Annotated in this window: 29 protein-coding genes; 25 read left to right on the plus strand and 4 right to left on the minus strand. The window is 37.6% G+C overall.

Annotated elements, in window-relative coordinates:
• Positions 1 to 7: 7 nt before the first annotated feature.
• The gene (locus tag E8M05_RS03015) at positions 8 to 190 is read right to left on the minus strand and encodes a helix-turn-helix transcriptional regulator (protein WP_080543619.1); all 183 of its coding nucleotides are present in this window, start codon (positions 188 to 190) and stop codon (positions 8 to 10) included.
• Positions 191 to 608: 418 nt separating this feature from the next.
• Between E8M05_RS03015 and argF the strand changes: the two genes are divergently transcribed.
• From argF to E8M05_RS03125, 21 genes are all read left to right on the plus strand, one after another.
• Positions 609 to 1,589 carry an ornithine carbamoyltransferase gene (argF, locus tag E8M05_RS03020; RefSeq protein ID WP_048791204.1) on the plus strand — a complete coding sequence of 327 codons (981 nt, stop codon included), beginning with the start codon at positions 609 to 611 and terminating at the stop codon, positions 1,587 to 1,589.
• 134 nt (positions 1,590 to 1,723) lie between these two features.
• Positions 1,724 to 1,954, plus strand: coding sequence for a DUF1797 family protein (locus E8M05_RS03025; protein ID WP_003063726.1), 231 nt, complete (start codon positions 1,724 to 1,726; stop codon positions 1,952 to 1,954).
• A gap of 254 nt (positions 1,955 to 2,208) precedes the next feature.
• A complete protein-coding gene (locus tag E8M05_RS03030) occupies positions 2,209 to 2,895 on the plus strand; it encodes an amino acid ABC transporter permease (RefSeq protein ID WP_048791205.1) in 687 nt (228 codons plus the stop codon).
• The gene (locus tag E8M05_RS03035; RefSeq protein WP_003063728.1) at positions 2,895 to 3,629 is read left to right on the plus strand and encodes an amino acid ABC transporter ATP-binding protein; all 735 of its coding nucleotides are present in this window, start codon (positions 2,895 to 2,897) and stop codon (positions 3,627 to 3,629) included. Before E8M05_RS03030 ends, E8M05_RS03035 begins: the two co-directional genes overlap by 1 nt.
• A gap of 366 nt (positions 3,630 to 3,995) precedes the next feature.
• Complete coding sequence (locus E8M05_RS03040) at positions 3,996 to 4,472, plus strand: ferrous iron transport protein A (RefSeq protein ID WP_013851576.1); 477 nt, start codon at positions 3,996 to 3,998, stop codon at positions 4,470 to 4,472.
• Positions 4,469 to 6,607 carry a ferrous iron transport protein B gene (gene feoB / locus E8M05_RS03045; protein ID WP_048791206.1) on the plus strand — a complete coding sequence of 713 codons (2,139 nt, stop codon included), beginning with the start codon at positions 4,469 to 4,471 and terminating at the stop codon, positions 6,605 to 6,607. Before E8M05_RS03040 ends, feoB begins: the two co-directional genes overlap by 4 nt.
• A 4-nt stretch (positions 6,608 to 6,611) precedes the next feature.
• Positions 6,612 to 6,752 carry a FeoB-associated Cys-rich membrane protein gene (locus tag E8M05_RS03050; RefSeq protein ID WP_003063731.1) on the plus strand — a complete coding sequence of 47 codons (141 nt, stop codon included), beginning with the start codon at positions 6,612 to 6,614 and terminating at the stop codon, positions 6,750 to 6,752.
• 153 nt (positions 6,753 to 6,905) lie between these two features.
• Positions 6,906 to 7,760 carry a bifunctional methylenetetrahydrofolate dehydrogenase/methenyltetrahydrofolate cyclohydrolase gene (locus E8M05_RS03055; RefSeq protein WP_012961632.1) on the plus strand — a complete coding sequence of 285 codons (855 nt, stop codon included), beginning with the start codon at positions 6,906 to 6,908 and terminating at the stop codon, positions 7,758 to 7,760.
• Complete coding sequence (locus tag E8M05_RS03060) at positions 7,757 to 8,593, plus strand: NAD(P)H-hydrate dehydratase (protein WP_048791207.1); 837 nt, start codon at positions 7,757 to 7,759, stop codon at positions 8,591 to 8,593. Before E8M05_RS03055 ends, E8M05_RS03060 begins: the two co-directional genes overlap by 4 nt.
• A gap of 201 nt (positions 8,594 to 8,794) precedes the next feature.
• A complete protein-coding gene (xseA, locus tag E8M05_RS03065) occupies positions 8,795 to 10,123 on the plus strand; it encodes an exodeoxyribonuclease VII large subunit (protein ID WP_003063735.1) in 1,329 nt (442 codons plus the stop codon).
• Positions 10,113 to 10,328, plus strand: a complete 216-nt coding sequence (locus E8M05_RS03070; RefSeq protein ID WP_003063737.1) for an exodeoxyribonuclease VII small subunit — start codon at positions 10,113 to 10,115, stop codon at positions 10,326 to 10,328. Before xseA ends, E8M05_RS03070 begins: the two co-directional genes overlap by 11 nt.
• Entirely contained in the window at positions 10,328 to 11,197 is an 870-nt protein-coding gene (locus tag E8M05_RS03075) for a polyprenyl synthetase family protein (protein ID WP_003063739.1), read from the plus strand. The genes E8M05_RS03070 and E8M05_RS03075 overlap by 1 nt, the downstream gene beginning before the upstream one ends.
• Positions 11,190 to 12,014 (plus strand): TlyA family RNA methyltransferase, encoded by an 825-nt coding sequence (locus tag E8M05_RS03080; RefSeq protein ID WP_003063741.1) that lies wholly within the window; start codon positions 11,190 to 11,192, stop codon positions 12,012 to 12,014. Before E8M05_RS03075 ends, E8M05_RS03080 begins: the two co-directional genes overlap by 8 nt.
• Positions 12,001 to 12,471: an arginine repressor gene (locus E8M05_RS03085; protein WP_003063742.1), complete on the plus strand. Its 471-nt coding sequence runs from the start codon at positions 12,001 to 12,003 to the stop codon at positions 12,469 to 12,471. Before E8M05_RS03080 ends, E8M05_RS03085 begins: the two co-directional genes overlap by 14 nt.
• A gap of 13 nt (positions 12,472 to 12,484) precedes the next feature.
• The gene (gene recN / locus E8M05_RS03090; RefSeq protein WP_003063744.1) at positions 12,485 to 14,143 is read left to right on the plus strand and encodes a DNA repair protein RecN; all 1,659 of its coding nucleotides are present in this window, start codon (positions 12,485 to 12,487) and stop codon (positions 14,141 to 14,143) included.
• Between the two features lie 137 nt (positions 14,144 to 14,280).
• On the plus strand, positions 14,281 to 15,117 hold the full coding sequence (locus E8M05_RS03095; RefSeq protein ID WP_003063746.1) for a DegV family protein: 837 nt from the start codon (positions 14,281 to 14,283) through the stop codon (positions 15,115 to 15,117).
• Positions 15,110 to 15,958 carry an SGNH/GDSL hydrolase family protein gene (locus tag E8M05_RS03100; RefSeq protein WP_003063748.1) on the plus strand — a complete coding sequence of 283 codons (849 nt, stop codon included), beginning with the start codon at positions 15,110 to 15,112 and terminating at the stop codon, positions 15,956 to 15,958. Before E8M05_RS03095 ends, E8M05_RS03100 begins: the two co-directional genes overlap by 8 nt.
• Complete coding sequence (locus tag E8M05_RS03105) at positions 15,927 to 16,529, plus strand: YpmS family protein (protein WP_003063750.1); 603 nt, start codon at positions 15,927 to 15,929, stop codon at positions 16,527 to 16,529. The genes E8M05_RS03100 and E8M05_RS03105 overlap by 32 nt, the downstream gene beginning before the upstream one ends.
• 93 nt (positions 16,530 to 16,622) lie before the next feature.
• Positions 16,623 to 16,898 (plus strand): HU family DNA-binding protein, encoded by a 276-nt coding sequence (locus tag E8M05_RS03110; protein ID WP_003063767.1) that lies wholly within the window; start codon positions 16,623 to 16,625, stop codon positions 16,896 to 16,898.
• Between the two features lie 185 nt (positions 16,899 to 17,083).
• Complete coding sequence (locus tag E8M05_RS03115) at positions 17,084 to 17,278, plus strand: hypothetical protein (protein WP_003063769.1); 195 nt, start codon at positions 17,084 to 17,086, stop codon at positions 17,276 to 17,278.
• Between the two features lie 780 nt (positions 17,279 to 18,058).
• On the plus strand, positions 18,059 to 19,543 hold the full coding sequence (locus E8M05_RS03125; protein WP_013851581.1) for a peptide MFS transporter: 1,485 nt from the start codon (positions 18,059 to 18,061) through the stop codon (positions 19,541 to 19,543).
• A gap of 100 nt (positions 19,544 to 19,643) precedes the next feature.
• Here E8M05_RS03125 and E8M05_RS03130 read toward each other — a convergent pair whose 3' ends face one another.
• Both E8M05_RS03130 and E8M05_RS03135 read right to left on the minus strand, forming a co-directional pair.
• Positions 19,644 to 20,579, minus strand: coding sequence for a dihydroorotate oxidase (locus E8M05_RS03130; protein WP_003063775.1), 936 nt, complete (start codon positions 20,577 to 20,579; stop codon positions 19,644 to 19,646).
• Between the two features lie 64 nt (positions 20,580 to 20,643).
• Complete coding sequence (locus E8M05_RS03135) at positions 20,644 to 21,675, minus strand: zinc-binding dehydrogenase (RefSeq protein WP_048791208.1); 1,032 nt, start codon at positions 21,673 to 21,675, stop codon at positions 20,644 to 20,646.
• A gap of 168 nt (positions 21,676 to 21,843) precedes the next feature.
• Here E8M05_RS03135 and E8M05_RS03140 point away from each other — a divergent pair, with 168 nt between their 5' ends.
• The 4 genes from E8M05_RS03140 to E8M05_RS03155 all read left to right on the plus strand — a co-directional run bounded on the left by E8M05_RS03140 (position 21,844) and on the right by E8M05_RS03155 (position 25,431).
• Entirely contained in the window at positions 21,844 to 22,158 is a 315-nt protein-coding gene (locus E8M05_RS03140; protein WP_003063779.1) for an ArsR/SmtB family transcription factor, read from the plus strand.
• 2 nt (positions 22,159 to 22,160) lie between these two features.
• On the plus strand, positions 22,161 to 24,044 hold the full coding sequence (locus tag E8M05_RS03145) for a heavy metal translocating P-type ATPase (protein ID WP_048791209.1): 1,884 nt from the start codon (positions 22,161 to 22,163) through the stop codon (positions 24,042 to 24,044).
• A 157-nt stretch (positions 24,045 to 24,201) separates the two neighbouring features.
• Positions 24,202 to 24,522, plus strand: a complete 321-nt coding sequence (locus tag E8M05_RS03150; protein ID WP_003063783.1) for a DMT family transporter — start codon at positions 24,202 to 24,204, stop codon at positions 24,520 to 24,522.
• A gap of 216 nt (positions 24,523 to 24,738) precedes the next feature.
• Positions 24,739 to 25,431, plus strand: coding sequence for a phosphoglycerate mutase (locus E8M05_RS03155; RefSeq protein ID WP_003063785.1), 693 nt, complete (start codon positions 24,739 to 24,741; stop codon positions 25,429 to 25,431).
• Between the two features lie 290 nt (positions 25,432 to 25,721).
• On the opposite strand, the gene E8M05_RS03160 is transcribed toward E8M05_RS03155, so the two are convergent.
• Positions 25,722 to 26,126 carry a DUF3267 domain-containing protein gene (locus E8M05_RS03160; RefSeq protein WP_003063787.1) on the minus strand — a complete coding sequence of 135 codons (405 nt, stop codon included), beginning with the start codon at positions 26,124 to 26,126 and terminating at the stop codon, positions 25,722 to 25,724.
• Positions 26,127 to 26,167 lie beyond the last annotated feature (41 nt).

The following is a 26,167-nucleotide window of genomic DNA, read 5'->3' on the forward strand; positions in this document are numbered from 1 at the left end:
CCCAAAATTATAAATGTCTAGTTTCCCAAAAAAGTGTGTTGAGATTAGTTTGCAACGCCTCCACTAATGTGATACAAAGTTCAAATGACGGACTATACTTATTATTTTCGATGAGGTTAACCGTTTGGCGGGTAACACCTATTTGTTTTTTAGCAAAAATTTTTTTGTTACTTTTCTTAAGTTCCTTGATTTTTTATTTCTAGGCTCAGACCTCAAACTATCCACTGGATGGTTTGAGCCGACGGCAGGTTCAATAGTCTAGTGGGCTATTGAAGGAACCCAAGAAATTTCTAAAGATTGCAGTGATTGACTGGCAGTTCTTATTTTAGATTCACAAAAATTTCTTACGAATGATGCTGACCTTATCAGATTTATTTGCAACCTCTTGTTTGCTCACTTCGCTCGCAAATAATCCATTGATAAAATAGCTATTACGTTTTTCAAGAGAAAAGTTTGTTTGTATGTGTTTATATATGACATGTCAAATATAAATGGCAAATGTGGTGGTATTTTGGGGGAGATGATTTTTTATTCAAAATCTCCTTGACAAAATGTATAATTATGCTAAAATTAGGTATATTATTCAAAGAAAAAGGATGGACGAGTGTATGGCTATTAATGATTCATTTTTGAAAGAGATTGATTTTACTAAGGAAGAACTGGTTGAACTGATTGATTTAGGATTGAAATTTAAAGAGTTGAAAAAGAAAAAAATTCCTCATAAATATTTAGAGGGGTTGAACATTGCTCTTATTTTTGAAAAGACAAGTACACGAACACGTTCAGCTTTCACGGTGGCTGGGCAAGATTTGGGCATGAACGTGACTTATCTTGGTAGTAGCGAGATTCAACTTGGTAAAAAGGAATCAGTCATTGATACGGCAAAAGTTCTTGGTTCGATGTTTGACGGGATTGAGTACCGTGGTTTCAAACAAGAAGATGTTGAAGCCTTGGCTGAGTATTCTGGTGTGCCAGTCTGGAATGGTTTGACAGATACTTGGCATCCAACACAAATGATTGCTGATTTTATGACCTTAAAAGAAGTTTTTGGAAAATTAGAAGGCTTGACGATTGCTTATGTCGGTGATGGGCGTAATAATATGGCAAATTCTTTGCTTGTGACTTCGGCAATTCTTGGTGTCAATGTTAAAATTATTGCGCCAGCCAGCTTGCAACCTGAAGCTGAAATTATTGAAGTTGCTCAAAAATACAACAATGGTGCTGAATTAACCATTACAGATGACCTTGCTGCGGTTAAAGGTGTTGATATGCTTTACACTGATGTTTGGGTATCAATGGGAGAAAAAGTTGATTTCAAAGAACGTATTGACCTCTTATTGCCTTACCAAATCAATGCAGAACTATTAGCGAAAACTGAAAATCCTGATGTGATTGTCATGCATTGCTTACCAGCTTTCCATGACCTTAATACCGAAATTGGTCAAGAAATTTATGACAAATATGGTCTTGCTGAACTTGAAATTACCGATGAGATTTTTCAAAAATACAGTTCAATCATTTTTCAAGAAGCTGAAAACCGTATGCATTCTATCAAAGCGATTATGTACAATTCACTAAAAGCAATTTAAAGGACAATAATCGCTGAAAAATGGCACTTTTGACAGGAATTTTAGATAAAAGAAAGAAAATACATTCCTTTGTTGTTTGTTTGTAGGAAATTATGTTAAAATAGTATGGACAATAAACGAAGAGGAGAATAGTCATGGAATCACATTTGGTGAGAATTATCAATCGTCTTGAGTTAATGACAACTGATAGTAGTAATCTAAAACGTAATTTTGAACGTGATGGTGTCGTTGTGGCAGAAGTGTCATTCAGTAATGACCCTGAAAATGGTCCAGTTTTCACTTTGCGTGATGTTGAAGCGCGTGAGTCTTACTCATTTGATAGCATCGATTTAATCGCAATGGAAATTTATGACCTTCTTTACTAAAATAAAGAAAAATTCAGGACAGAGTATAAGGTTTTGGTAAAGCCCTGCTTAAGTGTGGTTTCAACGTTTTCTTATATTGCTATTTTGAATTGCAAAAAGTTCGCAAATTGCGAGCTTTTTATTTTTTTGTTTATTAATAATGATAGAAATGCTGTTATATCAAGTATTTACGTCTGTTTCCAGAAAAATGAATTATTGGTATTTTTATTCAATCTGTGTTATAATTAATTGATTATTGTTTATAGGAGAAATAAATGGACTTTTCATTTTTGCCAAAATATTGGGCTTATTTTAACTATGGTGTCCTTGTAACCATTATGATTTCAGCATGTGTTGTTTTCTTTGGGACAATCATTGGTATCTTGGTTGCTTTAGTTAAACGTACAAATATAAAAGTTTTAAATTGGATTGCTAGTTTTTACGTTTGGGTCTTTCGTGGGACTCCGATGGTTGTTCAAATCATGATTGCCTTTGCTTGGATACACTTTAATAATGCGCCAATCGTTGGCTTTGGTGTTCTTGACCTTGATTTTTCACGTTTGCTTCCAGGTATCATTATTATTTCGTTAAATAGCGGAGCTTATATTTCTGAAATCGTCCGTGCTGGTATCGAAGCAGTACCAAAAGGACAGCTTGAAGCGGCGTATTCGCTTGGTATTCGCCCAGTCAATGCAATGCGTTATGTCATTTTGCCGCAAGCCCTCAAAAATATCTTACCAGCACTTGGTAATGAATTTATTACCATTATCAAAGATAGTTCACTTCTTCAAACTATCGGAGTTATGGAATTGTGGAATGGTGCCCAATCGGTCGTAACAGCAACGTATTTGCCCATCACACCATTGTTATTTGCTGCGTTCTACTACCTCATGGTGACAACTGTGATGTCATTCTTAGTGAAACGACTTGAAAAACGCATGGGAAATGGAGGTAGCAACTAATGTCAGAAATGCTTATTTCAATTAAAGGACTTCATAAATATTTCGGAAAAAATGAAGTGTTAAAAGGTATTGACCTTGATATTAAATCTGGTGAAGTGGTTGTTATCATTGGACCTTCAGGGTCAGGAAAATCAACATTTCTTCGTACAATGAACTTACTTGAAACACCGACAAAAGGTATGATTACTTTTGAGGGTGTTGATATTACAGATAAGAAAAATGATATTTTCAAGATGCGTGAAAAAATGGGAATGGTTTTCCAACAGTTCAATCTCTTCCCAAATATGACGGTACTTGAGAATATCACATTATCACCAACTAAAACAAAGGGTATCTCTAAAGCAGAAGCAGAAGCAAAAGCTTATGATTTATTAGATAAAGTTGGGCTCCGCGACAAATCAGACGTTTATCCAGCTAGTTTGTCAGGTGGTCAACAGCAACGTATCGCAATTGCGCGTGGACTTGCTATGGATCCAGATGTACTGCTCTTTGATGAACCAACATCAGCGCTTGACCCAGAAATGGTTGGTGAAGTACTTGGTGTTATGCAAGATTTAGCAAAATCAGGAATGACAATGGCGATTGTTACCCATGAAATGGGATTTGCACGTGAAGTGGCTGATCGTGTTATCTTCATGGACGGAGGTGTCATTGTTGAACAAGGAACGCCCGAAGAAGTCTTCGAACAAACCAAAGAAGCTCGTACAAAAGATTTCTTGAGTAAAGTTTTATAATAGAATAAAAAATAACCTCGGTTGAGTACATAAACTCAGCTGAGTTTTTTCTTGTTCTGGAAGAAGTTTAATATATGTAAAAAATAAATATTTAATTAGAGATAAATGAATGATAGTTTTTATATTAAGCATGCTTAATTTTTGTATTTTAATTATTTTTAAAAATTGTAAATGAATGAAACAAGATTGAAAACATATATTATAATGATTCTAAATAGATAAAGTTATTATTTAGAATTATTACAATTAATTGAATAATTAAATAAAAAATTAATTTTTATAGAAAAATTGTCCTATTTTTATGATATAATGAACCGAGTAGAAGGTCGATTATTTTATCAAAAAATTACGAGGAGGTCAAGAATTTTGATTTTGCAAAATGCTAAAATTGATATTCCCTACGCAGTCGTTGGCATTGATTTACCTGATGAAAGTGTTCGACATTTATCAAACTTAGGGTTAAAAGTTGGTGCTTCGTTAAAAGTTGTTTCAAAAACGCCAACGAGTGCAATTGTCATGCTTAAATCAAGCCGTTTGGCATTTGATCAGTCAATTTTAAATCATGTTGACGTTACTGAAGAAGAAGGAGAACTTGAAACTTTGCCTCTTTCAGAGTTGAAAGTTGGAGAATTTGCTTATGTGGATGGTATTTATGCTATTAATGAAGCAAAACGTCGCCTTATGGATATGGGATTAACACGCCATACCAAAGTTTATCTTCGTAAAGTAGCGCCATTAGGAGACCCTATCGAAATTAGTTTACGTGGTTACGAGTTAACCTTACGTAAATCAGAAGCGCAGATGATTAGTGTTGTGAAAGTAGATAGTAAGGAGAAAAAATGACAGAGATAGCCTTAATTGGGAATCCAAATAGTGGGAAAACCAGTCTCTTTAATTTATTGACTGGAACAAGTCAACGTGTTGGTAACTGGCCTGGTGTTACTGTTGAACGAAAAAGTGGTACCGTTAAAAAGCACAGTGATTGGAAAGTGCAAGACTTACCAGGGATTTACTCAATGTCACCTTATACGCCAGAAGAAAAAGTGGCACGTGACTATTTATTGAGTAATCATGCGGATAGCATTCTTAATGTTGTTGATTCGACAAACTTGGAACGTAACCTTTATTTGACAACGCAGTTGATTGAAACAGGTATTCCTGTGACCGTTGCGCTTAATATGAGCGATGCCCTCAAAGGTCAAGGAAAAACGATTAATATCGATAAACTTTCTTATCAACTTGGTGTTCCAGTCGTTTCTACTAGTGCTATTAAGAATACAGGTGTTGATAAAGTTATCAAAAAAGCAGCATATACCACTAAAGAAACCGTTGATACCATTCAATATCCTACTTATAGTGATAAATTTGAAGCGGCTTTGAAACAAATTATTGATATCTTAGGTGATATTGTTCCAGAATGTTCTGCACGTTTTTATGCTATTAAATTTTTTGAACGTGATGCCTTGGTTCAAAATGAAGTAGAATTGTCAGAATTCCAAAAAGGTGAAATCAATGAAGTGATTAAAATCACAGAAGACATTTTCACAGAGGATTCTGAATCTATCGTTGTCAATGAACGTTATGAATTTATCGAACGTGTGGCTAAAATGGCACAAAACCAAGATAGTAATTTCAAGATGACGATTTCAGATAAAATCGACCGTGTCGTGACAAACCGTATTTTGGCATTGCCGATTTTTGCGATAGTTATGTTCTTGGTTTATTACCTATCTATTCAAACAGTCGGAACAATGTGGACAGACTGGGTGAACGATGTTCTCTTTGGTGATTTGGTGCCAAATTGGGTACAAGCTGGTCTTGATTACTTGCACGTATCTGGTTGGTTAGAATCATTGATTATTGACGGAATCGTTGCAGGGGTTGGTACGGTTCTTGGTTTCTTGCCACAAATCTTTGTTCTATTTATCTGTTTGGGTATTTTAGAAGATATTGGTTACATGAGCCGTATTGCCTTTGTCATGGACCGTGTGTTCCGACGCTTTGGGTTGTCAGGAAAATCTTTCATTCCGATGTTGATTGCGACAGGATGTGGTGTGCCTGCGATTATGGCAAGTCGTACCATTGAAAACGAACGTGACCGTCGTATTACCATTATGACAGCAACGTTCATGCCATGTTCGGCTAAATTGGAAATTATTGCTTTGATTGCGGGAGCATTTTTCCCAGATAATCCATTTGTTGCGCCATCTACATATTTTATAGGTTTCTTGACAATTATTTTATCAGGGATTGCGCTTAAAAAAACAAGTTTCCTTGGAAGCTATGTTAGTCCATTTATCATGGAATTGCCAGCTTATCATATGCCAAAAGTGTGGTCAGTATTACGTTATGCCTTTGGTAAAGCCATGAGCTTTGTAAAACGTGCTGGTACCATCATTTTCAGTTTGACGGTTATTATCTGGTTTATGTCATCTTATGATTTTGCTTTCCAAGCTGTTGATACGGAGTATTCAATCCTTGCTGCTCTTGGTAGAGCAATTGCTTGGATTTTCCAACCACTTGGTTTTGGTGACTGGAAAGCTACTGTTGCAGCTGCGACAGGGCTTGCAGCCAAAGAAGCCGTTGTTGGAACATTCGGTGTCTTGTATAATGACAGCACAACTAGTGGTTTGTATCATGCTTTGCAATTGGATTACACATCACTAGCAGCTTATTCATTCTTGACATTTAATCTGCTCTGTGCGCCATGTTTTGCTGCAATGGGTGCTATCAAACGTGAAATGGGAGATGCGAAGTGGACAATTGGTGCAATTGGCTTCCAAACAGGACTTGCTTATGTGGTTAGTTTGATTATCTATCAACTTGGGCTTGTTGTTTTCTATGGTAAAGGCATCACATTCTGGACGATTGTAGCCGTTATCTTGTTGATTACTATTATTTACTTTATCGTTAGAAAACCAAGACAAGTTAAAGAAAAAGTGATTACTTTAGATAATCTAGAAATAGCTGGAGAATAATACTATGTCAACGATTATTATTGCTGCAATTATTGCATTTGCGGTGTTTATGGGCTTTCGTAGTTTCATCAAAGGAAAAGGATCTTGTGGTGATTGTGATTGTAACTGCCCAGTCAAAGATGAAATGCATAAAACAGCAAAGTAAACTAACAAGAGAGAGCTTGCTCATGTGGGCAAGCTTTTTTATAGTTATAAAAGATAGCATTAATAATATTTTAAAGAATTTTCTGAAAATAAGAAAATAGAATATAGTGCTGTTTTCTGGTATAATGGAAGAAATACAATTTTGGAGAATGATATGGCAACAATTATAGATGGAAAAGCTTTAGCTGTCAAAAAACAGACTGAATTAGTTGAAAAAGTTGAAAAATTAAAAGCTGAGACGGGCGTTGTGCCTGGTTTGGTCGTTATTCTTGTTGGTGATGATCCAGCTAGTCAAGTTTATGTCCGAAATAAAGAACGTTCTGCTAAGAAAGCAGGATTTTTAAGTGAAACTGTTCGCCTTTCAGAATCAATCAGTGAAGAAGAATTAATTCAAGTGATTGAACAATATAACGAGGATGACCGTTTCCATGGTATTTTGGTGCAATTGCCACTTCCTGCACACATTAATGATAAGCGTGTGATTCTAGCAATTGACCCTAAAAAAGACGTAGATGGTTTCCACCCAATCAACACAGGACACCTTTGGAATGGACGTCCTGTCATGGTACCGTGTACGCCAGCTGGCATTATGGAATTGCTTCGTGAGTATGACATTGATTTAGAAGGTAAAACAGCTGTCATCATTGGGCGTTCAAATATTGTCGGAAAACCAATGGCGCAGCTATTACTGGACAAAAATGCAACGGTTACCTTGGCGCATTCTCGTACACGTCATTTGGCGCGCGTGACAAAACAAGCTGATGTTTTAATCGTGGCAATCGGTCAAGGACATTTTGTAACCAAAGAATTTGTGAAAGAAGGGGCAGTGGTTATTGATGTCGGTATGAACCGTGATGACAATGGTAAGCTCATTGGAGATGTTAAATTTGACGAAGTTGAACCACTCGCAAGTTTTATCACACCAGTACCTGGTGGCGTTGGTCCAATGACCATTACAATGCTTATGGAACAAACATATCAATCTGCCCTTAGAAGTGTGAAAGCATGATTATTGATGAATTATTGGCACATCAAGTGATTACAAAGCGCCAGTCACATTCTCACAAAGGAACATACGGTCGTGTTCTTTTAATTGGTGGATTTTATCCTTATGGTGGAGCGATTATCATGAGCGCTTTAGCCACGGTTAAAAGCGGTGCTGGACTAGTGACTGTGGCGACTGAGTGTGATAATATCGCAGCTCTTCACAGTCATCTTCCAGAAGCTATGGCTTTTGATTGTGATGATAAGGAGCTATTTTATGAAAATTTGACCAAGGCTGATGTCGTTTTGATTGGTCCTGGTTTAGGGGAAAATAGCAAAGCAGAAGTTGTGTTTCAAATGGTTTTGGAGCATATTTCTGAACACCAGATTTTGATTATTGACGGCTCCGCTTTGAATTTATTGGCAAAAGCTAAGCCAATCACAGTCAAAACGAATCATCTCATATTGACACCACATCAAAAAGAATGGGAAAGATTATCAGGAATCGCTATTTCGAACCAGACAATCGAAAACACCAAAGCAGCTCTGCAAGAATTTCCAGAACAGACCGTTTTAGTGGCTAAAAGTCATCAGACTAAAATCATTCAAGGAAATCAAGTCGGTGAATTAACTGTTGGCGGTCCTTACCAAGCGACAGGAGGTATGGGAGATACGCTCTGTGGCATGATTGCAGGCTTTATTGCCCAGTTTAAAGACAATCTCTTTAACAGTGTTGCCACAGCAACGTACTTACATTCCTACATCGCTGATCAACTTAGCGAACAAGTCTATGTTGTTTTACCAACGACAATTAGCGCAGAACTCCCCCGTATCATGAAAGAATTCTCGGAGAGATAAATCGCTAAAACACAATATTAACATTGTCTTCAGTCTGAAACTATCCACTGGATAGTTTTTTTAAAATCCAAAAATCTTAAAAAAGAAAGTGAGGAGTGGGGCGAGATAACGCATTGTATCAATATTTTAGTTTTTTTGATATAATTACTTTGATATGCAAAAATTGTCTAATGTACGGAATTTTATGGAAAGGAGTCTGCTATGTCGGATTATTTAAGTGTCTCGAGTTTGACTAAATACCTTAAATTAAAATTTGATCGTGACCCTTATTTGGAGCGGGTTTATTTGACAGGTCAGGTCTCCAATTTTCGTCGTCGTCCAACGCATCAATATTTTTCTTTGAAAGATGAAAATGCTGTTATCCAATCAACGATGTGGGCAGGAACCTTTAAAAAACTTGGTTTTGAGCTGGAAGAAGGCATGAAAATCAATGTTGTTGGTCGTGTCCAACTTTATGAACCAAGTGGTTCTTATTCGATTATTATTGAAAAAGCTGAGCCAGATGGAATTGGTGCCTTAGCGATTCAGTTTGAACAATTGAAGAAAAAATTAGCAGAAGCTGGTTATTTTGATGAGCGACATAAGCGTCAATTACCACAATTTGTTAAGAAAATTGGTGTTGTTACCAGTCCAAGCGGAGCGGTCATTCGTGATATTATCACGACCGTTTCACGACGTTTTCCAGGGGTTGAAATTCTTCTTTTTCCAACAAAAGTTCAAGGTGAAGGCGCTAGTCAGGAAGTAGCTGCAAATATTGCTAAAGCCAATGAGCGAGATGACCTTGACCTTTTGATTATTGGTCGTGGGGGAGGTTCGATTGAGGATCTCTGGGCGTTCAATGAGGAAATCGTTGTTCAAGCTATTTTTGAATCACGTTTGCCAGTTATTTCAAGTGTCGGACATGAAACTGATACGACTTTGGCGGATTATGTGGCTGACCGTAGAGCGGCAACACCAACAGCAGCCGCTGAATTAGCAACGCCAGTAACGAAAGCTGATATTATTTCTTGGATTGCGGAGCGCCAAAATAGGGCTTATCAAGCTAGTTTGCGCATGATTAAGCAAAAACAAGAACGTTTGGATAAACTAGCAAAATCCGTTATTTTTAGACAACCTGAGCGATTATACGACGGTTATGTTCAAAAATTGGATCGCTTGACGACTCAATTGATGAACACTATGCAAACTCAATTTAATCAGGCTAGTCAACGGCAACAACTGCTAAATCAACGTCTTTTGGCTGTTGACTTAGGAAGTGATATTCGACGTTATCAAGAGCGTTTAGAAGCTTTTCAACGCCTTTTAATATCTAATATGACAAGTCAATATGATAGTAAGTTAGCACGATTTGAAAAGGCACAAGATGCTTTGCTGTCTTTGGATACTAGTCGAATTATTGCCAGAGGCTATGCTATGGTACAAAAAAACGAAGAAATTATCTCAAGCGTGACAGATGTGGCAGTAGGCGACCAATTGACTGTTCGACTAAGAGATGGTCAGCTTGAAGTGGAGGTAAAAGATGCCAAATAAAAAAACATTTGAAGAAAATTTACAAGATTTAGAAGCTATTGTTACCAAACTTGAAAATGGTGATGTTGCTTTGGAAGATGCTATCGCAGAATTTCAAAAAGGTATGGTGTTATCAAAAGAGCTTCAAAAAACGTTAGAATCTGCTGAAAAAACACTTGTCAAAGTGATGCAAGCTGACGGAACAGAAACGGAAATGGATGCCTAATGGATAAATTAAATGAAATCAATCAGGCAATTCGACGTTATTATGCACAGTCAGATGTTGTTTCGCCAGATTTAATTGAAGCGATTCTTTATTCTGTGGAGGCAGGCGGAAAACGTATCCGTCCCTTGATTTTCTTAGAAATTCTGGAAGGTTTTGGGATCGAGTTGACAGAAGGTCATTTTGATGTGGCAGCTGCGCTTGAGATGATTCATACAGGTAGTCTGATTCATGATGATTTGCCAGCAATGGACGATGATGATTATCGTCGTGGACGTTTGACTAGCCACAAAAAATTTGATGAAGCAACGGCGATTTTAGCAGGAGATAGCCTCTTTTTAGATCCATTTGGTTTGGTGGCAGATACTGCGCTATCAGCTGATATCAAAGTTCGTTTGATTGCAGAATTATCACAAGCTTCAGGCACTTATGGCATGGTTGGCGGACAAATGCTTGATATGAAAGGCGAAGAGCGCAAGCTTAACCTTTCAGAATTGCAATTGATTCATACAAATAAAACAGGGAAATTGTTGACTTTTCCAGTTGTGGCGGCAGGAATTGTTGCGAATTTAGCAGCTAATGACTTAAAGTCATTGCGCGAAGCTGGTAGCTTGGTTGGGTTAGCTTTCCAAGTTCGTGATGATATTTTAGATGTGACAGCAACGTTTGAAGAAATTGGAAAAACGCCGAAAAAAGATTTACTTGCTGATAAGGCGACTTATCCAAGCTTGCTTGGTTTAGAAAAATCGTATGACATCTTGAATCGATCAATTGACCAAGCGCTAGCTATTTTCCAAAAACTTTCGGAAACACAAGCGTTTAATGCAGAAAAAATCACTAAAATGATAGAAAGGTTGCGACTAAATGCCTAAGGAAAGAGTTGATGTGCTTGCCTATAAACAAGGGCTTTTTGAAACGCGTGAACAAGCAAAACGTGGTGTTATGGCAGGTTTGGTTGTCAATGTGATTAATGGTGAGCGGTATGACAAACCAGGTGAGAAGATTGACGATGGGACGGAGCTAAAGCTTAAAGGTGAAAAATTAAAATACGTTAGCCGTGGTGGGCTGAAACTGGAAAAAGCTTTACAAGTTTTTGAGATTTCTGTTGACGGACAAACGACAATCGACATCGGTGCTTCAACAGGTGGTTTTACCGATGTGATGCTTCAAAATGGTGCAAAACTTGTCTATGCGGTTGATGTTGGTACCAATCAATTGGTTTGGAAACTTCGTCAGGATGAACGTGTTCGTAGCATGGAGCAGTATAATTTCCGCTATGCAGAATTGGCGGATTTTACAGAAGGTCAACCAACTTTTGCTAGTATCGACGTTAGCTTTATCTCTTTGAATTTGATTTTGCCAGCGCTTCACAATATTTTGGCTGATAATGGTCAAGTTGTGGCTCTTATCAAACCACAATTCGAAGCAGGACGTGAGCAGATTGGTAAAAATGGAATTGTTCGTGATAAAGCTGTTCATCAAAAAGTTTTGGAAAATGTGACAGATTTTGCTCTAAATTACGGATTTATAGTTAAAGGACTTGATTTTTCACCGATTCAAGGTGGACATGGTAACATTGAATTTCTGGTTTATTTGGAAAAATCAGCTGACGCTCAAGATTTAGTTACTGCCATGATTCCAGAAATTGTAGAAAAGGCACATAAGGAATTTAAAGATGAAAAAGAGTGAACGTTTAGAATTAATCAAAAGAATTGTTGCTGAAAATGCTGTTGAGACACAGCATGATTTGCTAAAATTGCTTGAAGCAGAAGGTTTGACATTAACGCAAGCTACTGTTTCACGTGACATGAATGAAATTGGTATCATCAAAGTACCTTCACCTGAGGGTCCTTATATTTATGGGCTTTCAAAAGACAAGACAAAAAAAGTTGGTCAAGTTTCTGTGCCAATTAAAAGCACAGTTCTTGCGATTTCAGAAGAAACAGCAGGGCTTGAAAACATGATTAATCTTGATGTGAATCCAGGAAATAGCCGTTTGATTAAACGTTTCTTGTTGGAAGATTTTAAAGATGTGATTTTCAGTATCCTTGCTGACGATGATAGTTTATTAGTAGTTACCAAAACAGCTGAAGGAGCAGCAGCAATTCGCCAAGAAGTGCTTAAATGGATGAAAGACTGTAACTAAGGGAGGTCACCCAATGCTTTTAGAAATTTCCATTAAAAATTTTGCCATTATCGAAGAAATCTCGCTTACTTTTGAAAATGGTATGACGGTTTTGACAGGGGAAACTGGAGCGGGGAAGTCGATTATTATTGATGCCATGAACCTCATGTTGGGGGCGCGGGCTAGTCTTGACGTTATTCGTCATGGGGCTAACAAGGCTGAAATTGAAGGGCTTTTTTCGGTTGGTGAAAATCCTGCGCTCACACAGATTTTGGAAGAAAATGGCATTGATGTGACAGAAGAATTGATTATTCGCCGTGACATTCTGCAAAATGGTCGTTCTATCGGTCGTATCAACGGACAAATGGTGAATCTGACAACGTTACGTGCAGTTGGGCAGTATCTGGTTGATATTCATGGACAACATGACCAAGAAGAGTTGATGAAGCCCAATATGCACATTCGGATGTTGGATGAATTTGGTAATGAACAGTTTGCTGATGTCAAAAAACATTACCAAGAGCTTTTTGAAAGTTATCGTCAATTGCGTAAGCGTGTCGTGACCAAGCAAAAAAATGAACAAGAGCATAAAGCGCGTATTGAAATGTTAGAATTTCAGATAGCAGAGATTGAAGCGGCAGCCTTGAAATCTGGTGAGGACCAGGTACTCAATCAAAAACGTGATAAATTGCTTAATCATAAAAACATTGCAGATACGTTGACCAATGCTTATGTCATGCTTGATGACGAAGAATTTTCAAGTCTATCTAACATTCGTTCAGCCATGAATGATTTGATGACGCTCGAAGAATTTGATGCTGACTATAAAGAAATGTCAGCTAACGTTTCAGAGGCTTATTATATCCTAGAAGAAGTCACGAAACACCTAGGTGATGTCATTGATGACCTTGATTTTGATGCGGGAAGCTTGCAACAAATCGAAGCGCGCCTAGAGGTGATTTATAGCATTACACGCAAATATGGCGGTAGTGTTGATGATGTTTTAGAGTATTATGATAATATCACCAAGGAATACAATCTTTTGACTGGAAATGATGAGTCATCTGATGACATGGAAAAAGCCCTTAAACGCTTGGAAAAAGAATTGATTGTTGCTGCTGAAGAACTCAGTCAAGAACGCCATGCCTTGGCTAAAAATTTGGAAGCTGAAATCAAGCAAGAGTTGGCTGATTTGTACATGGAAAAGGCTGATTTTCAAGTCCAATTCACCAAAGGAAAATTCAACCGTGATGGAAATGAAACTGTTGAATTTTACATTTCAACGAACCCTGGTGAAGGCTTTAAACCACTCGTTAAGGTTGCGTCTGGTGGTGAAATTTCTCGTTTAATGTTGGCTATCAAATCAGCATTTTCACGTAAAGAGGACAAAACAAGTATCGTCTTTGACGAAGTGGATACTGGTGTATCTGGTCGCGTTGCGCAAGCTATTGCCCAAAAAATCTATAAAATCGGAAGTAACGGACAAGTCTTGGCAATATCTCATTTACCACAAGTGATTGCCATTGCTGATTATCAGTTCTTTATCGAAAAACGCAGTGATGAAAATACGACTGTTTCAACGGTTCGCTTGTTGACCGAAGAAGAACGAGTAGAAGAAATCGCTAAAATGCTTGCTGGTAGCGATATTACTGAAATGGCACGCGAACAAGCTCGCGAACTATTGAAGAAGTAAAAAGTGAAGCTGCAAGGCTTCTTTTTTGCGCAATTAGACTTTCTCTGATAAAATGTCCCCTAAGTTTTAAAAATTTGGTATAATTAATGTTAGAATAAAATTTAGATACAAGTATCGAAAGTATGATAGGATAGAAAATGAGTAAAATTAAAATTGTTACGGATTCCTCTTTAACTATTGAACCTGAATTGGTTGAAAAATATGATATTACCGTTATCCCACTATCGGTCATGATTGATGGTGTCGTGTATTCAGATAGTGATTTGAAAGAAGAAGGAAAATTCCTTAACATGATGCGAAACAGTAAGGAATTGCCAAAAACAAGTCAGCCACCAGTAGGCGTTTTTGCAGAAGTTTATGAAAACTTGATGAAAAATGGTGCTGATCATGTTGTTTCCATTCATATCACACACACGCTTTCAGGGACAGTTGAAGCAGCGCGTCAAGGGGCTAATTTAGCAGGTGCTGATGTTACTGTTATTGACTCAACCTTTACAGACCAATGTCAAAAATTCCAAGTAGTTCAAGCTGCAAAATTGGCTCAGGAAGGTGGTAGTTTAGAAGAAGTTATTGCTAAAATTGAAGAGGTTCGTCAAAAATCTGAACTTTTTATTGGTGTATCAACGCTTGAAAATTTGGTAAAAGGTGGACGTATCGGACGTGTAACTGGTCTTATTAGCTCACTCCTTAACATTAAAGTTGTTATGGAAATGGTTGATTGTGAATTAAATCCGATTATTAAAGGACGTGGCCTTAAAACATTCAATAAGTGGCTAGACAATTTTATTGAATACGCTAAAGGTAAAAAAGTAGCAGAAATTGGTATTTCTTACTGTGGTACGGCTGATATGGCAAATGGATTTAAGGAAAAGTTACAAGTGTTAGGAGCTCCGATTGCTGTTCTTGAAACAGGTTCAATTATCCAAACACACACTGGTGAAAATGCCTTTGCGGTAATGGTACGTTATGAGTAAGAAAAAGAATATTTTAACTGGGTTTGCTTTCTTTTTAGCAAGCCTTCTTCTGTTTATTGTCATTTTTAGTGTGCTGATTCCAAAATCTGATACAGAGCTAACAAAGAAAGATTTTTTGGCACAAGAAGCGACACCGTTTCATTATGTGGCGATTGGTGATTCGTTGACGGAAGGAGTCGGTGACACTACTAACCAAGGTGGTTTTGTTCCTTTGCTGGCGCAAAGTTTAACAGATACTTATGACTATCAAGTTACTGATAGTAATTACGGTGTTTCTGGAAATACCAGCAAGCAAATTTTGCAGCGGATGCAAGAAAAGACAGACATTCAAAAATCATTGGTTAAGGCAGATATGATGACCCTAACCGTTGGTGGAAATGATGTCATGGCAGTTATTCGAAAGAATTTAACGAGTTTGTCTGTTTCTACTTTTACCAAACCTGCCAAATCTTATCAAAAACGCTTGCGTCAGATTATTGAATTAGCGCGTGCAGAGAATGAAGATTTGCCAATTTATATTTTGGGCATTTACAATCCATTCTACCTCAATTTCCCTGATATGACGGAAATGCAAGAAATCGTCGATAATTGGAATAACGCTACTGAAAGTGTCACCGAAGAGTATGCCAATGTCTATTTTGTACCTATCAACGATGACTTATATAAGGGAATTAATGGTGAAGAAGGGATTGTTTCAACTTCTGGTGACCAGACAACCGTGATTAATGATGTCCTTTTTAGCGGTGACCATTTTCACCCAAATAATATTGGTTACCAAATCATGTCAGATGTAACAATGGAGAAAATCAGTGAAACTAAAGAAGAATGGAAAGAAGATTAATTGGTGGAAATGGGGATTTCTTCTCATTTTGGCTATAAATATTGCGTTTGTGGGCGTTGTTGCTAGTCGTTTGATTCAAGTGAGAGAACCAGCGGTTGAGAGCGGTAGTTCTAAAAAAACGGATAGCGTTAAAGTTGGGACTTTTTCAACAAATCGTGAGCAATTAAACGACACTGTTGCTGCTTATCTGGAGGATTATCAGACAGACCAAATGTCTTATACCGTCTATGCTACATCATCAGCGATTATGTTTGAAGGGACATATACCCTTTTAGGCTCTAAAGTGCCACTTTATATTTATTTTCAACCTAGCCGTCTTGATTCTGGTGCGGTTCAGCTTAAAATTACATCATTTTCAGTTGGTACACTTTCCTTGCCTGAATCAGAGGTTTTAAAATATATTAAATCAAGCTATAAATTGCCAAGTTTTGTTAAAGTTTTACCGAACGAGTCAGCGATCAATATTAATATTCAAAATCTAAAAAATGGTGCAGACCTTTATTTGAAGGCCACTACTATTGATCTTGTAGGTAATCAATTCAATTTTGATATTTATAAGAAAAACGACTAAAAGACGTTTAATACTTGACCTAAAAGCTATTTTTGGGTATCATAGAACGTGTTAAAGTGTTAACGCTTAGAAATTAATTGGAGGATTTGTTAAATGGCTAACAAACAAGATTTAATCGCTAAAGTTGCAGAAGCAACTGAGCTTACTAAAAAAGATTCAGCAGTAGCTGTAGATGCAGTATTCTCAGCAATCGAAAGCTTCCTTTCTGAAGGCGAAAAAGTTCAATTAATCGGTTTTGGTAACTTTGAAGTTCGCGAACGCGCAGCTCGTAAAGGTCGTAACCCACAAACTGGTGAAGAAATTGAAATTGCAGCTTCAAAAGTACCTGCGTTCAAAGCTGGTAAAGCACTTAAAGATGCTGTAAAATAATTTACATTTAAAAGTTCATCATATTACGCTTCGTAGCCTGATTGATGGGCTTTTTATTGTGTTATGGATATTCTGGGAACAAATAGCTTTAGAAACTTGTTGGATGGTTTGTGGTATAATTAAGCTATGAAAGTTAGTTTATTAGCTATCAAAATCAACAGAGAAAAATCAGAAGAGAGTGTGCTATGAATAAATCCCTTTTAATCGTTGTCATTTTTTTAGGTGTTTTTTCAATTTTGAAAGTTATCATGTTTATCGCTTATAGCTTTGTGATAAAACCTAAAGTAGATGAAAACGGCAAGGTTATTGAACAAGGAAAGACAGAGAAGACAGAAGAAACTCAACAAAAGGAAGATGATGATTTCTGGGACAATTGGTGATAAGAAAGTCTTTTTTTGATACTTTCCTTAGGTGGTGCCGTCGGCAGGTTCGACAGTCCAGTGGACTGTCGAAGGAATCCAAGGAATTCCTAAGAGTCGCAGTGGTTGACTGGCAGTTCTCATTTTGCTTCGCAAAATTGCGACAAACCTAGTCAACTGTGCGGGGGTGGTACAACGAACTATGAATATTGGGATTCTGTACCACTCCCTCAAAACTTACGGGTGGCTGGTTTTATTGATGTTGCAGTCACTTTCACCACGGCGGTAAGTATCGTTTTGCTGCTCGCTTTGCTCGCAAATAATCCTAAGATTGAACAAAGACAATAATTCTTTATAACTTACTTTATTAAAAAGTAGGTTTTGCCTACATTCTGGTAGTTGTCCGTTGGATGTTTTTTTTACTTGTCTAGAAATAGAAAAGTGAGTGGTGTCCATTGGGCACTTTTTTACTCGTTCATAATTAAGATGTTAGGTTAATTTTATGGGAGTTTTTATCATGAGCATCCGAAAATTAAAATTCAAGAATATAATAGGAGTGTTAGAGAAGAGTTTTTCTTTCGTAATACAAAATACATTGAATGTTAGACATTGCTGATGAAAAAGTTAAAAGCTAACATGATTTAATAGCTATTTTTTGATTATTAAAAACATAACAAAATTTTTTGGTGAGAATTTAGAATATAGGATGCTTGATATTATGAGCTTTTTAGGAAATTAGTGATAAATGATGTCAGAAAAACTAACTTGATAAAGTCTAAAATTCCTTATATAATAGAGCGTATGGATAAAAAAATAGAAAAAACATTTTTTGGACAACCTAAAGCTTTGTTTACATTATTCCAAACAGAACTTTGGGAAAGATTCTCGTACTATGGCATGCGTGCCATTTTGATTTATTATTTGTATGCATCTGTTACCGCGCCTAATGCAGGTTTAGGACTTCCTAAAACCCAAGCAATGGCTATCGTTAGTATTTACGGGGCACTTGTATATCTTTCAGGAATTATCGGTGGATGGTTTGCAGACCGTATTCTCGGAGCTTCTCAAACAATTTTTATCGGTGGTATTCTTATCACTCTAGGACATATTGTCCTAGCTACTCCGTTTGGTTTAACCTCACTTTTTATTTCGCTTTTTTTGATTATTCTGGGAACAGGGATGTTAAAATCCAATATTTCAAACATGGTAGGTCACTTGTATGCAGCAGATGACCCACGTCGTGATACGGGATTTAACATATTTGTCGTTGGAATTAACATTGGTTCATTGCTTGCTCCTATTGTAGTAGGGACAGTTGGTGAGAGTATCAATTATCACCTAGGTTTCTCACTTGCTGCAATCGGAATGATTGTTGCTCTGTTTGTTTATTGGTTTGGACGTATGAAACAATTCCCAGAATTGGGAAATAAACCGTCTAACCCATTAAGTCAAGAAGAAAAACGAGGCTTATTAGTGAAGTTGGGTGTTGCTTTAGTCATTATCCTTGCTGCTGGATTCTTCGTTTATCGTTTAAATCCAGCAAACTTTGTTAATAATGTTATTAATGTTCTTTCATGGGCAGGTATTGTTATTCCATTTATTTACTTTGCGACAATGTTTACATCAAATAAAGTATCAAGTACTGAACGTAAACAATTATTAGCCTATCTTCCATTGTTCCTATCTTCGATTGTTTTTTGGCTAGTCGAAGAACAAAGCTCAACAGTTATTGCAGTTTGGGGTGAAACACGTTCAAATCTAAATCCAACTATTTTTGGTGTCACTATTCATATTGACCCTTCTTGGTATCAATTGCTTAATCCGTTATTTATCGTGATATTGACACCTGCGTTTGTATGGCTTTGGAACAAAATGGGGGACCGTCAACCATCTGCAGTTTCAAAATTTGGATTGGGTCTATTGTTGACTGGGATTTCATACCTTATTATGGCTGTGCCGGGTATCCTATATGGTACCCATGGTCGCGTGAGCTTCATGTGGTTGGTAGTGATGTTTGCAGTTCAAATGTCTGGTGAATTGTTGATTTCTCCAGTAGGTCTATCTGTTTCAACTCGCCTTGCACCGCTTGCTTTCCAATCACAAATGGTTGCTCTTTGGTTCTTATCAGACTCAACATCACAAGCAGTAAACGCCTTGATTACACCATCTTTCAATAAAGAAACCGAAGTAGCATTCTTCGGTATTCTAGGTTTAATCTGTATTGGTATTGGTGTGATATTATTTCTTGTCAAAAAACCAATTTTGAATTTAATGCGTAATGACTAAATAGGAAATAACTTATCATCAAAACTTATATCTTTCTGAGGTGAAAAATAATAGAAAGAAGAAAGCATCTGGGATATTGTCTCAGATGCTTTTGTGATATTTAATCAATATATTTTAATTTGCCACGGAAATCTTCAAGGTTTTCATAGCCTTTTTCTTCCATAATGGCTTTTAGTTCATTCGTAATACGCTCAAAGACTTCTGGACCTTCTTGGTGTAAAATTGTCCCTAGTTGAACCATGCTAGCGCCACACAAGATGTGTTCGAAAGCATCACGCCCTGTTTTGACACCGCCTGTTCCGATGATTTGGATAGATGGGTTAAGGCGTTGGTAAAAAGCGTGGACATTAGCAAGCGCCGTAGGTTTGACATAGTCGCCACCAATACCGCCAAAGCCATTTTTAGGTTTGATAAGCACGGTTTCGTCTTCGATAATCAAACCATTTCCGATAGAATTGATACAATTCACAAAAGTAAGTGGAAATTGATTGAAAATCGCAGCTGCTCGGTCAAAATGAGCGATGTCGAAGTAAGGTGGCAATTTCACACCAAGTGGCTTAGTGAAATAGGTAAAAATATCTCTTAAGAGTGTTTCCGTTGTTTCAAAATCATAGGCGATTTGAGGTTTACCTGGAACGTTTGGACAAGAAAGGTTTAATTCCACCAATCCTTGGTAGTCAGAATCTTGGACGACTTTAAGAATGGTATGTGTTTCTTCTTCTGACATGCCAACAAGTGATAAGAAATGATGTTTGCTATTTGGCGTATTTTGGAGCTCTGTAACGTAGTCAAGATAATATTGAAAACCGTTATTTGGTAAGCCCATTGAGTTAATTGAACCAAGGCTAGTGTCTGCGTAACGTGGTTCAGGATTACCAGTGCGTGCTGTCAATGTTCCTGTCTTTGTAACGAAAGAACCAGCTGCAGAGGCATCAATTTCTGCCAATTCTTCACGAGTCATGCAATAAACGCCAGCGGCATTCATGAAACAGTTGTCAAAATCGAAAGCACCAATTTTTGTTACTGTAGAAACCATAAAATCCTCCAAGAATAGTGTTAGTGGCTAGAAAGACAATTCTAAGCCATCTTTATTTTACTATTTAGTTAGAAATAAAGCAAGTTGTTTCCGAACGTTTGTGGTTTAAAATCATATCAACGACCAGTTTTCCTGTAATTTTTTGGTCTTTTATCAGTTGTAAAGCCTCTTTTGTTTCTTCAAATGGGAATGTTTGGCTAACAAGGGCTTTTACTTTTTGCTCTTGAACAAGTGCAAAGAGTTCTTCGGTCATTGTTGCAAGGTCTTGGGCTTGCTGAGGATTGTGTGATAAATGAGCGCCGCCAAGATTTAAGACGTCAATACTTAAGGCTCGGCTAAATAAGTCACTTGGATTGTCAATGAGTGGTGGTGAGACAATTGCAATCAGACTGCCGTTATAGGCTAGTCGCTTCAAATCTTGGGTTGATTCGTCTTTACCAATGGTATTGATAATTATGTCAACGCCAAGTCCGTCAGTGAGCTCGGCAATTCGCCTACTAACATTTTCTGTCTTGTAATCAATTACGACATCTGCACCGAGCGATTTGACAAAATCAAACTTAGCAGTTGAAGCTGTGGTATAAACTGTCAAGCCAACCATTTTGGCTAATTGAATGGCAATGCTCCCAACACCGCCACTTCCTGCATGAATGAGAATTGTTTTCTTGTTAGCGAGTGTTGCTTTACGAAATAGTGCCTGATAAGCGGTCAATCCATTACAGAGTAGTGCAGCAGCGTCAGTATGAGAAATGTTGTCAGGAATTTTGGTTAATTGGTAAGCAGGGACGCTGGCAAATTCAGCTAGGCAACCTTGTTTGGTTAAATTGCCATGCCCAGCCACACGGTCACCGATTTGAAATTGAGTGACATGCTCACCAAGCTCAACGATTTCTCCGACAACATCCATACCAACGATATGTGGAAATGTCCAAGTATCGACGCCGTTTTCGATAACTTTGAAATCAACAGGGTTAAGTCCGACAGCGGTCACTTTGACGAGAACGTCGTTCGCTGAAATCTTAGGTTTTGGAATATCTATTATTGCTAAATCAGAAATTGCTCGTTGTGAGCTATCTGTAAGTGCAAAAGCTTTCATTACTACCTCCCAAAAATTTGTATATACAAAAATTGTAGCACAAATTTCTTATTTTTGAAAAAATCCAGTATTTCCTTGAAAAAAAGTGGTAAAAGTGCTATATTTTAATCATAAAACAATTGAGCAATTGTTCAAGTGTTTTATAAATTGATATTGGAGTAATTTTAGATGATAGAAGATAGCCAAACACAACAGTTGCTTGAGGGAGAGCTATTGGAAAATGTTTCAGATTTTTTCAAGGCTTTGGGAAATGGGACACGTTTACAAATCATTTGGTGCTTAAGCCAAGGTGAGTTAAAATCTAGTGAGCTGGCAGCTATTTTGCAAATGAGCCCATCAGCTATTTCACACCAATTGACCTTGTTGAAAAATCTGAAAATTGTATCTGTACGACGTGAAGGAAAAAATCAGATTTATGCTTTGGCTGATAAGCATATCAGTCAGGTTTTAGATTCTGTCGTGGAGCATTATGAGGAGGACTGACAATGTCAGAAAAAAACAAAAAATCCCTTAGACGGATTTTACTAGCGACTTTAGGATTTTTGCTAGTTTTTGGAGTGGTAAAGGCAACACAACCATCTTTACCAGTACAGGCTACACTTTACGCTATACCATATCTTATTGCTGGGTATGATGTTTTAAGAAAAGCGGTGCTGAAAATCAGTAAAGGAAAAGTTTTCAGCGAACACTTTTTGATGACGATAGCAACGTTAGGGGCATTTGTCTTGAGCTTTATAACAAATGAATCTGAGTTTGCGGAAGCTGTTTTTGTCATGATATTTTACCAAGTTGGTGAATTATTTGAACATATTGCAGAAGGTAGCAGCGAAAAATCAATTGCTGAATTGTTAAATTTACGCCCAGACCTTGTTCACTTAGAAAAAGGCGATGAGGTAGTTGATATTGACCCACAAGAAGTGCAAGAAGGGCAAGTCATTTCTATCCATCCTGGAGAAAAAGTGGCCATAGACGGTATTTTGATTACTGGTGAATCTTCTGTTGATACAGCAGCTTTGACAGGTGAAAGCTTACCACAAACGGTTCAAGTTGGTGACCAAGTGCTTTCAGGAATGATTAACATGACAGGGGTTATTCGTGTTAAAGTTTTGCATTCTGTAAAGGATTCAACGTTAAGCAAGATTCTGGATTTACTGGAAAATTCTGCTGCTAACAAGTCAAAAAGTGAGCATTTCATGACAAAATTTGCGGCTGTTTATACGCCAACTGTGGTGATTGCAGCGGTGATTTTGGCTGTTTTTCCACCTCTCGTTTCTGGTGATTTTGCTGGGAATTTTCCAGAATGGTTTAGCCGTGCATTGACTTTCCTTGTGATTTCGTGTCCGTGTGCGCTTGTGATTTCAATTCCTTTGAGCTTTTTTGGAGGATTGGGAGCTTGTTCAAAAGCAGGTGTATTGGTTAAAGGGTCTAATTATTTGGAAAGTCTAGCTTCGCTTGAGAGTTTGCTTTTTGATAAAACTGGGACATTGACAGAAGGTGTTTTTGAAGTAACGGCACTTCATCCCAATGATATTACGGATGAGCAGTTGTTACATTTAGCCAGTCATGTGGAACGTTTTTCAACTCACCCAATTGCCCAATCGCTTCGCGAAGCTTATGAAAAAGAAGCAGATGCTTGTTCCATTACAGACGTGACAGAAAAGTCAGGATATGGCGTCAGCGCTATTATTAATGGACATAGTGTTGCTGTCGGAAATACTAAATTCATGGATAGCCTAGGGGCAAAATGGAAGGCTTGTAGCAAAGTTGGAACAATCGTTCATGTTGCTATTGACGGAGCGTACGCAGGGCACATTGTGATTTCTGATTGCATCAAGTCAGACACCAAGGAAGCCTTGGAACAATTCAAACAAGCTGGCGTTAAACATCTGGTGATGTTGACAGGAGACCGTCGTGAAGTTGCTGAAAAAATCGCTGATGAGCTGGGCATCACAGACTATCAAGCGGAGCTATTGCCAACAGATAAGGTTGATGAACTTGAAAAATATCTTGCTAAAAAATCACCACGTACCACAGTTGGCTTTGTCGGTGACGGTATCAACGATGCACCAGTTTTAGCCAGAGCTGATGTTGGAATTGCCATGGGTGGTCTAGGAAGTGATGTTGCCATTGAAGCGGCAGATGTGGTTGTCATGAACGACCAATTGTCAAAGATTGCCAAAGCGATTAAGATTGCTCGCAAGACAATTCGTATTGCTCATGAAAACATCATATTCTCAATTGGTATCAAAGTTCTAGTTTTATTACTAGCGAGCCTTGGAATGGCGAATATGTGGCTAGCAATTTTTGCAGATGTGGGAGTAACGATTCTCGCAACCTTGAATGCCATGCGTACCATGACGTTGACATAAAAAATAATTTGATTTATAATAGCATCAATCATATAGAAAGCTACCACTTTCCCCGGAAAGTGGGGAATGGCGATAACATCGTTTCGTAGGGATATCCTTTTGGATAAAGAAATGGTGTTGTTGCCGTTTTTTATTTTACCAAGAAAAGGAGAGCAAAATGACGTGGATTTATTTGATTTTCGCAGGAATATTGGAGGTTGTTTGGGCAACGAGTATGAAATTAAGTGAGAATTTTAGCAGGCTTGGCTACTCAATGGTAACCATTCTTGGAATGGTTTTAAGCTTTGTCTTTTTAGCGCGTGCGTTAAAGGAACTTCCGATGAGTCTTGCTTATCCGATTTGGACAGGGATTGGTGCAATCGGAACAGTAGTTGTTGGAATTGTCTTTCTGAAAGACCAATTATCACCGCTTGCCTACCTTTTTTTGATTTTGGTTGTCATTGGGATTATCGGGTTAAAAATGACCAGCGGGCATTGAGTCTTTTAGAGAAAATTAGTAATTTTACTAGCTTTTTTATAGCTTTTTGGGTAGAATAGTAAGGGTAAGCGACTTTATTTGGTCGTAATAATTAATATGGCTAGAATGCTGAGCCAAAAATAGTCTAACTTATTAAGTCGCCGGACTGATATGCTAACACCTATTTTTCGCTGTGCGTTAATAGCCTTTGTATTACTTTAAAGGAGACTTTATCTAATGGTAAAATTGGTTTTTGCTCGCCACGGTGAGTCAGAATGGAACAAAGCTAACCTTTTCACAGGTTGGGCTGACGTTGATTTGTCAGAAAAAGGTACACAACAGGCGATCGATGCTGGTAAATTAATCAAAGAAGCTGGTATTGAGTTTGACCTTGCTTACACTTCAGTTCTTAAACGTGCTATCAAAACAACTAACCTTGCTCTTGAAGCAGCTGACCAACTTTGGGTACCAGTTGAAAAATCATGGCGCTTGAACGAACGTCACTACGGTGGTTTAACTGGTCAAAACAAAGCTGAAGCTGCTGAAAAATGGGGTGACGAACAAGTTCATATCTGGCGTCGTTCATACGATGTATTGCCACCAGCTATGGCTAAAGATGACGAGTACTCAGCACATACTGACCGTCGTTACGCTAACCTTGACGATACAGTAATTCCAGATGCTGAAAACTTGAAAGTTACTTTGGAACGTGCTCTTCCATTCTGGGAAGATAAAATCGCTCCAGCTCTTAAAGACGGTAAAAACGTCTTTGTAGGTGCACACGGTAATTCAATCCGCGCTCTTGTAAAACATATCAAACAATTGTCAGATGACGAAATTATGGATGTTGAAATCCCTAACTTCCCACCGCTTGTATTCGAATTCGATGAAAAATTAAACGTGACAAACGAATACTACCTTGGTAAATAATCTGATAGTAGATTATAAGGGCTAAAACCCTTGATATCAAAGCATTCTAGGCTATCCCCTAGAGTGCTTTTTATATTACTTATAATAAAACTAAAAAGATTGATGTACAATATAAGTGAAGCAGAGGTGGTCTAACTCCCCTTGAAACAGACTTTGTGTCTGCGGTAGGAGGTGGGGCACTTCCGCTTTTTGTTTGACAAATTTTCTTAGTCATAATGAGCATTTTATGTTAAGTGCTAAAAAACACTATTCTAAAAGAATAGTGTCAAAATTCATTTGCTAAATTTAGCTTAATTTTTACTATATATGATTAGTCCTACTGCTGTGTCTTCTGCTAAAATTTTCTTTCTGGCATATTTAATGCCAAGGAGATAGACATAGTAGAAATCACCGATACATCCTGTTGCATGTAGGCTGACAATTCCGATATAGGCAGGAAAAGATAATAAATTCATACCAAAGAGGATAGTCAGCGTTAGAGACCAAATGATAAAAGGTGCTAAGCTAATGACTATCATTTGCCATCTGTCATAAGTCACTTTTGGACAGGTAGCATATGCCGCTCCTAATTTCCAATTGATTCCAAATTTGACTTTACTTTTAGGTTTAAAGAGTTTGAAAAAGAAAGCATGGATAAGTTCATGAATGATGACAACAGCAAGTATCGCTAGTACAAAAAGAAATAATTTTCCCAAATGAATAGTGTAGGTAACATTTTCAATGGTAGGGTGTTGAA

It is taken from the genome of Streptococcus pasteurianus, from assembly GCF_004843545.1.
Classification (GTDB): domain Bacteria; phylum Bacillota; class Bacilli; order Lactobacillales; family Streptococcaceae; genus Streptococcus; species Streptococcus pasteurianus.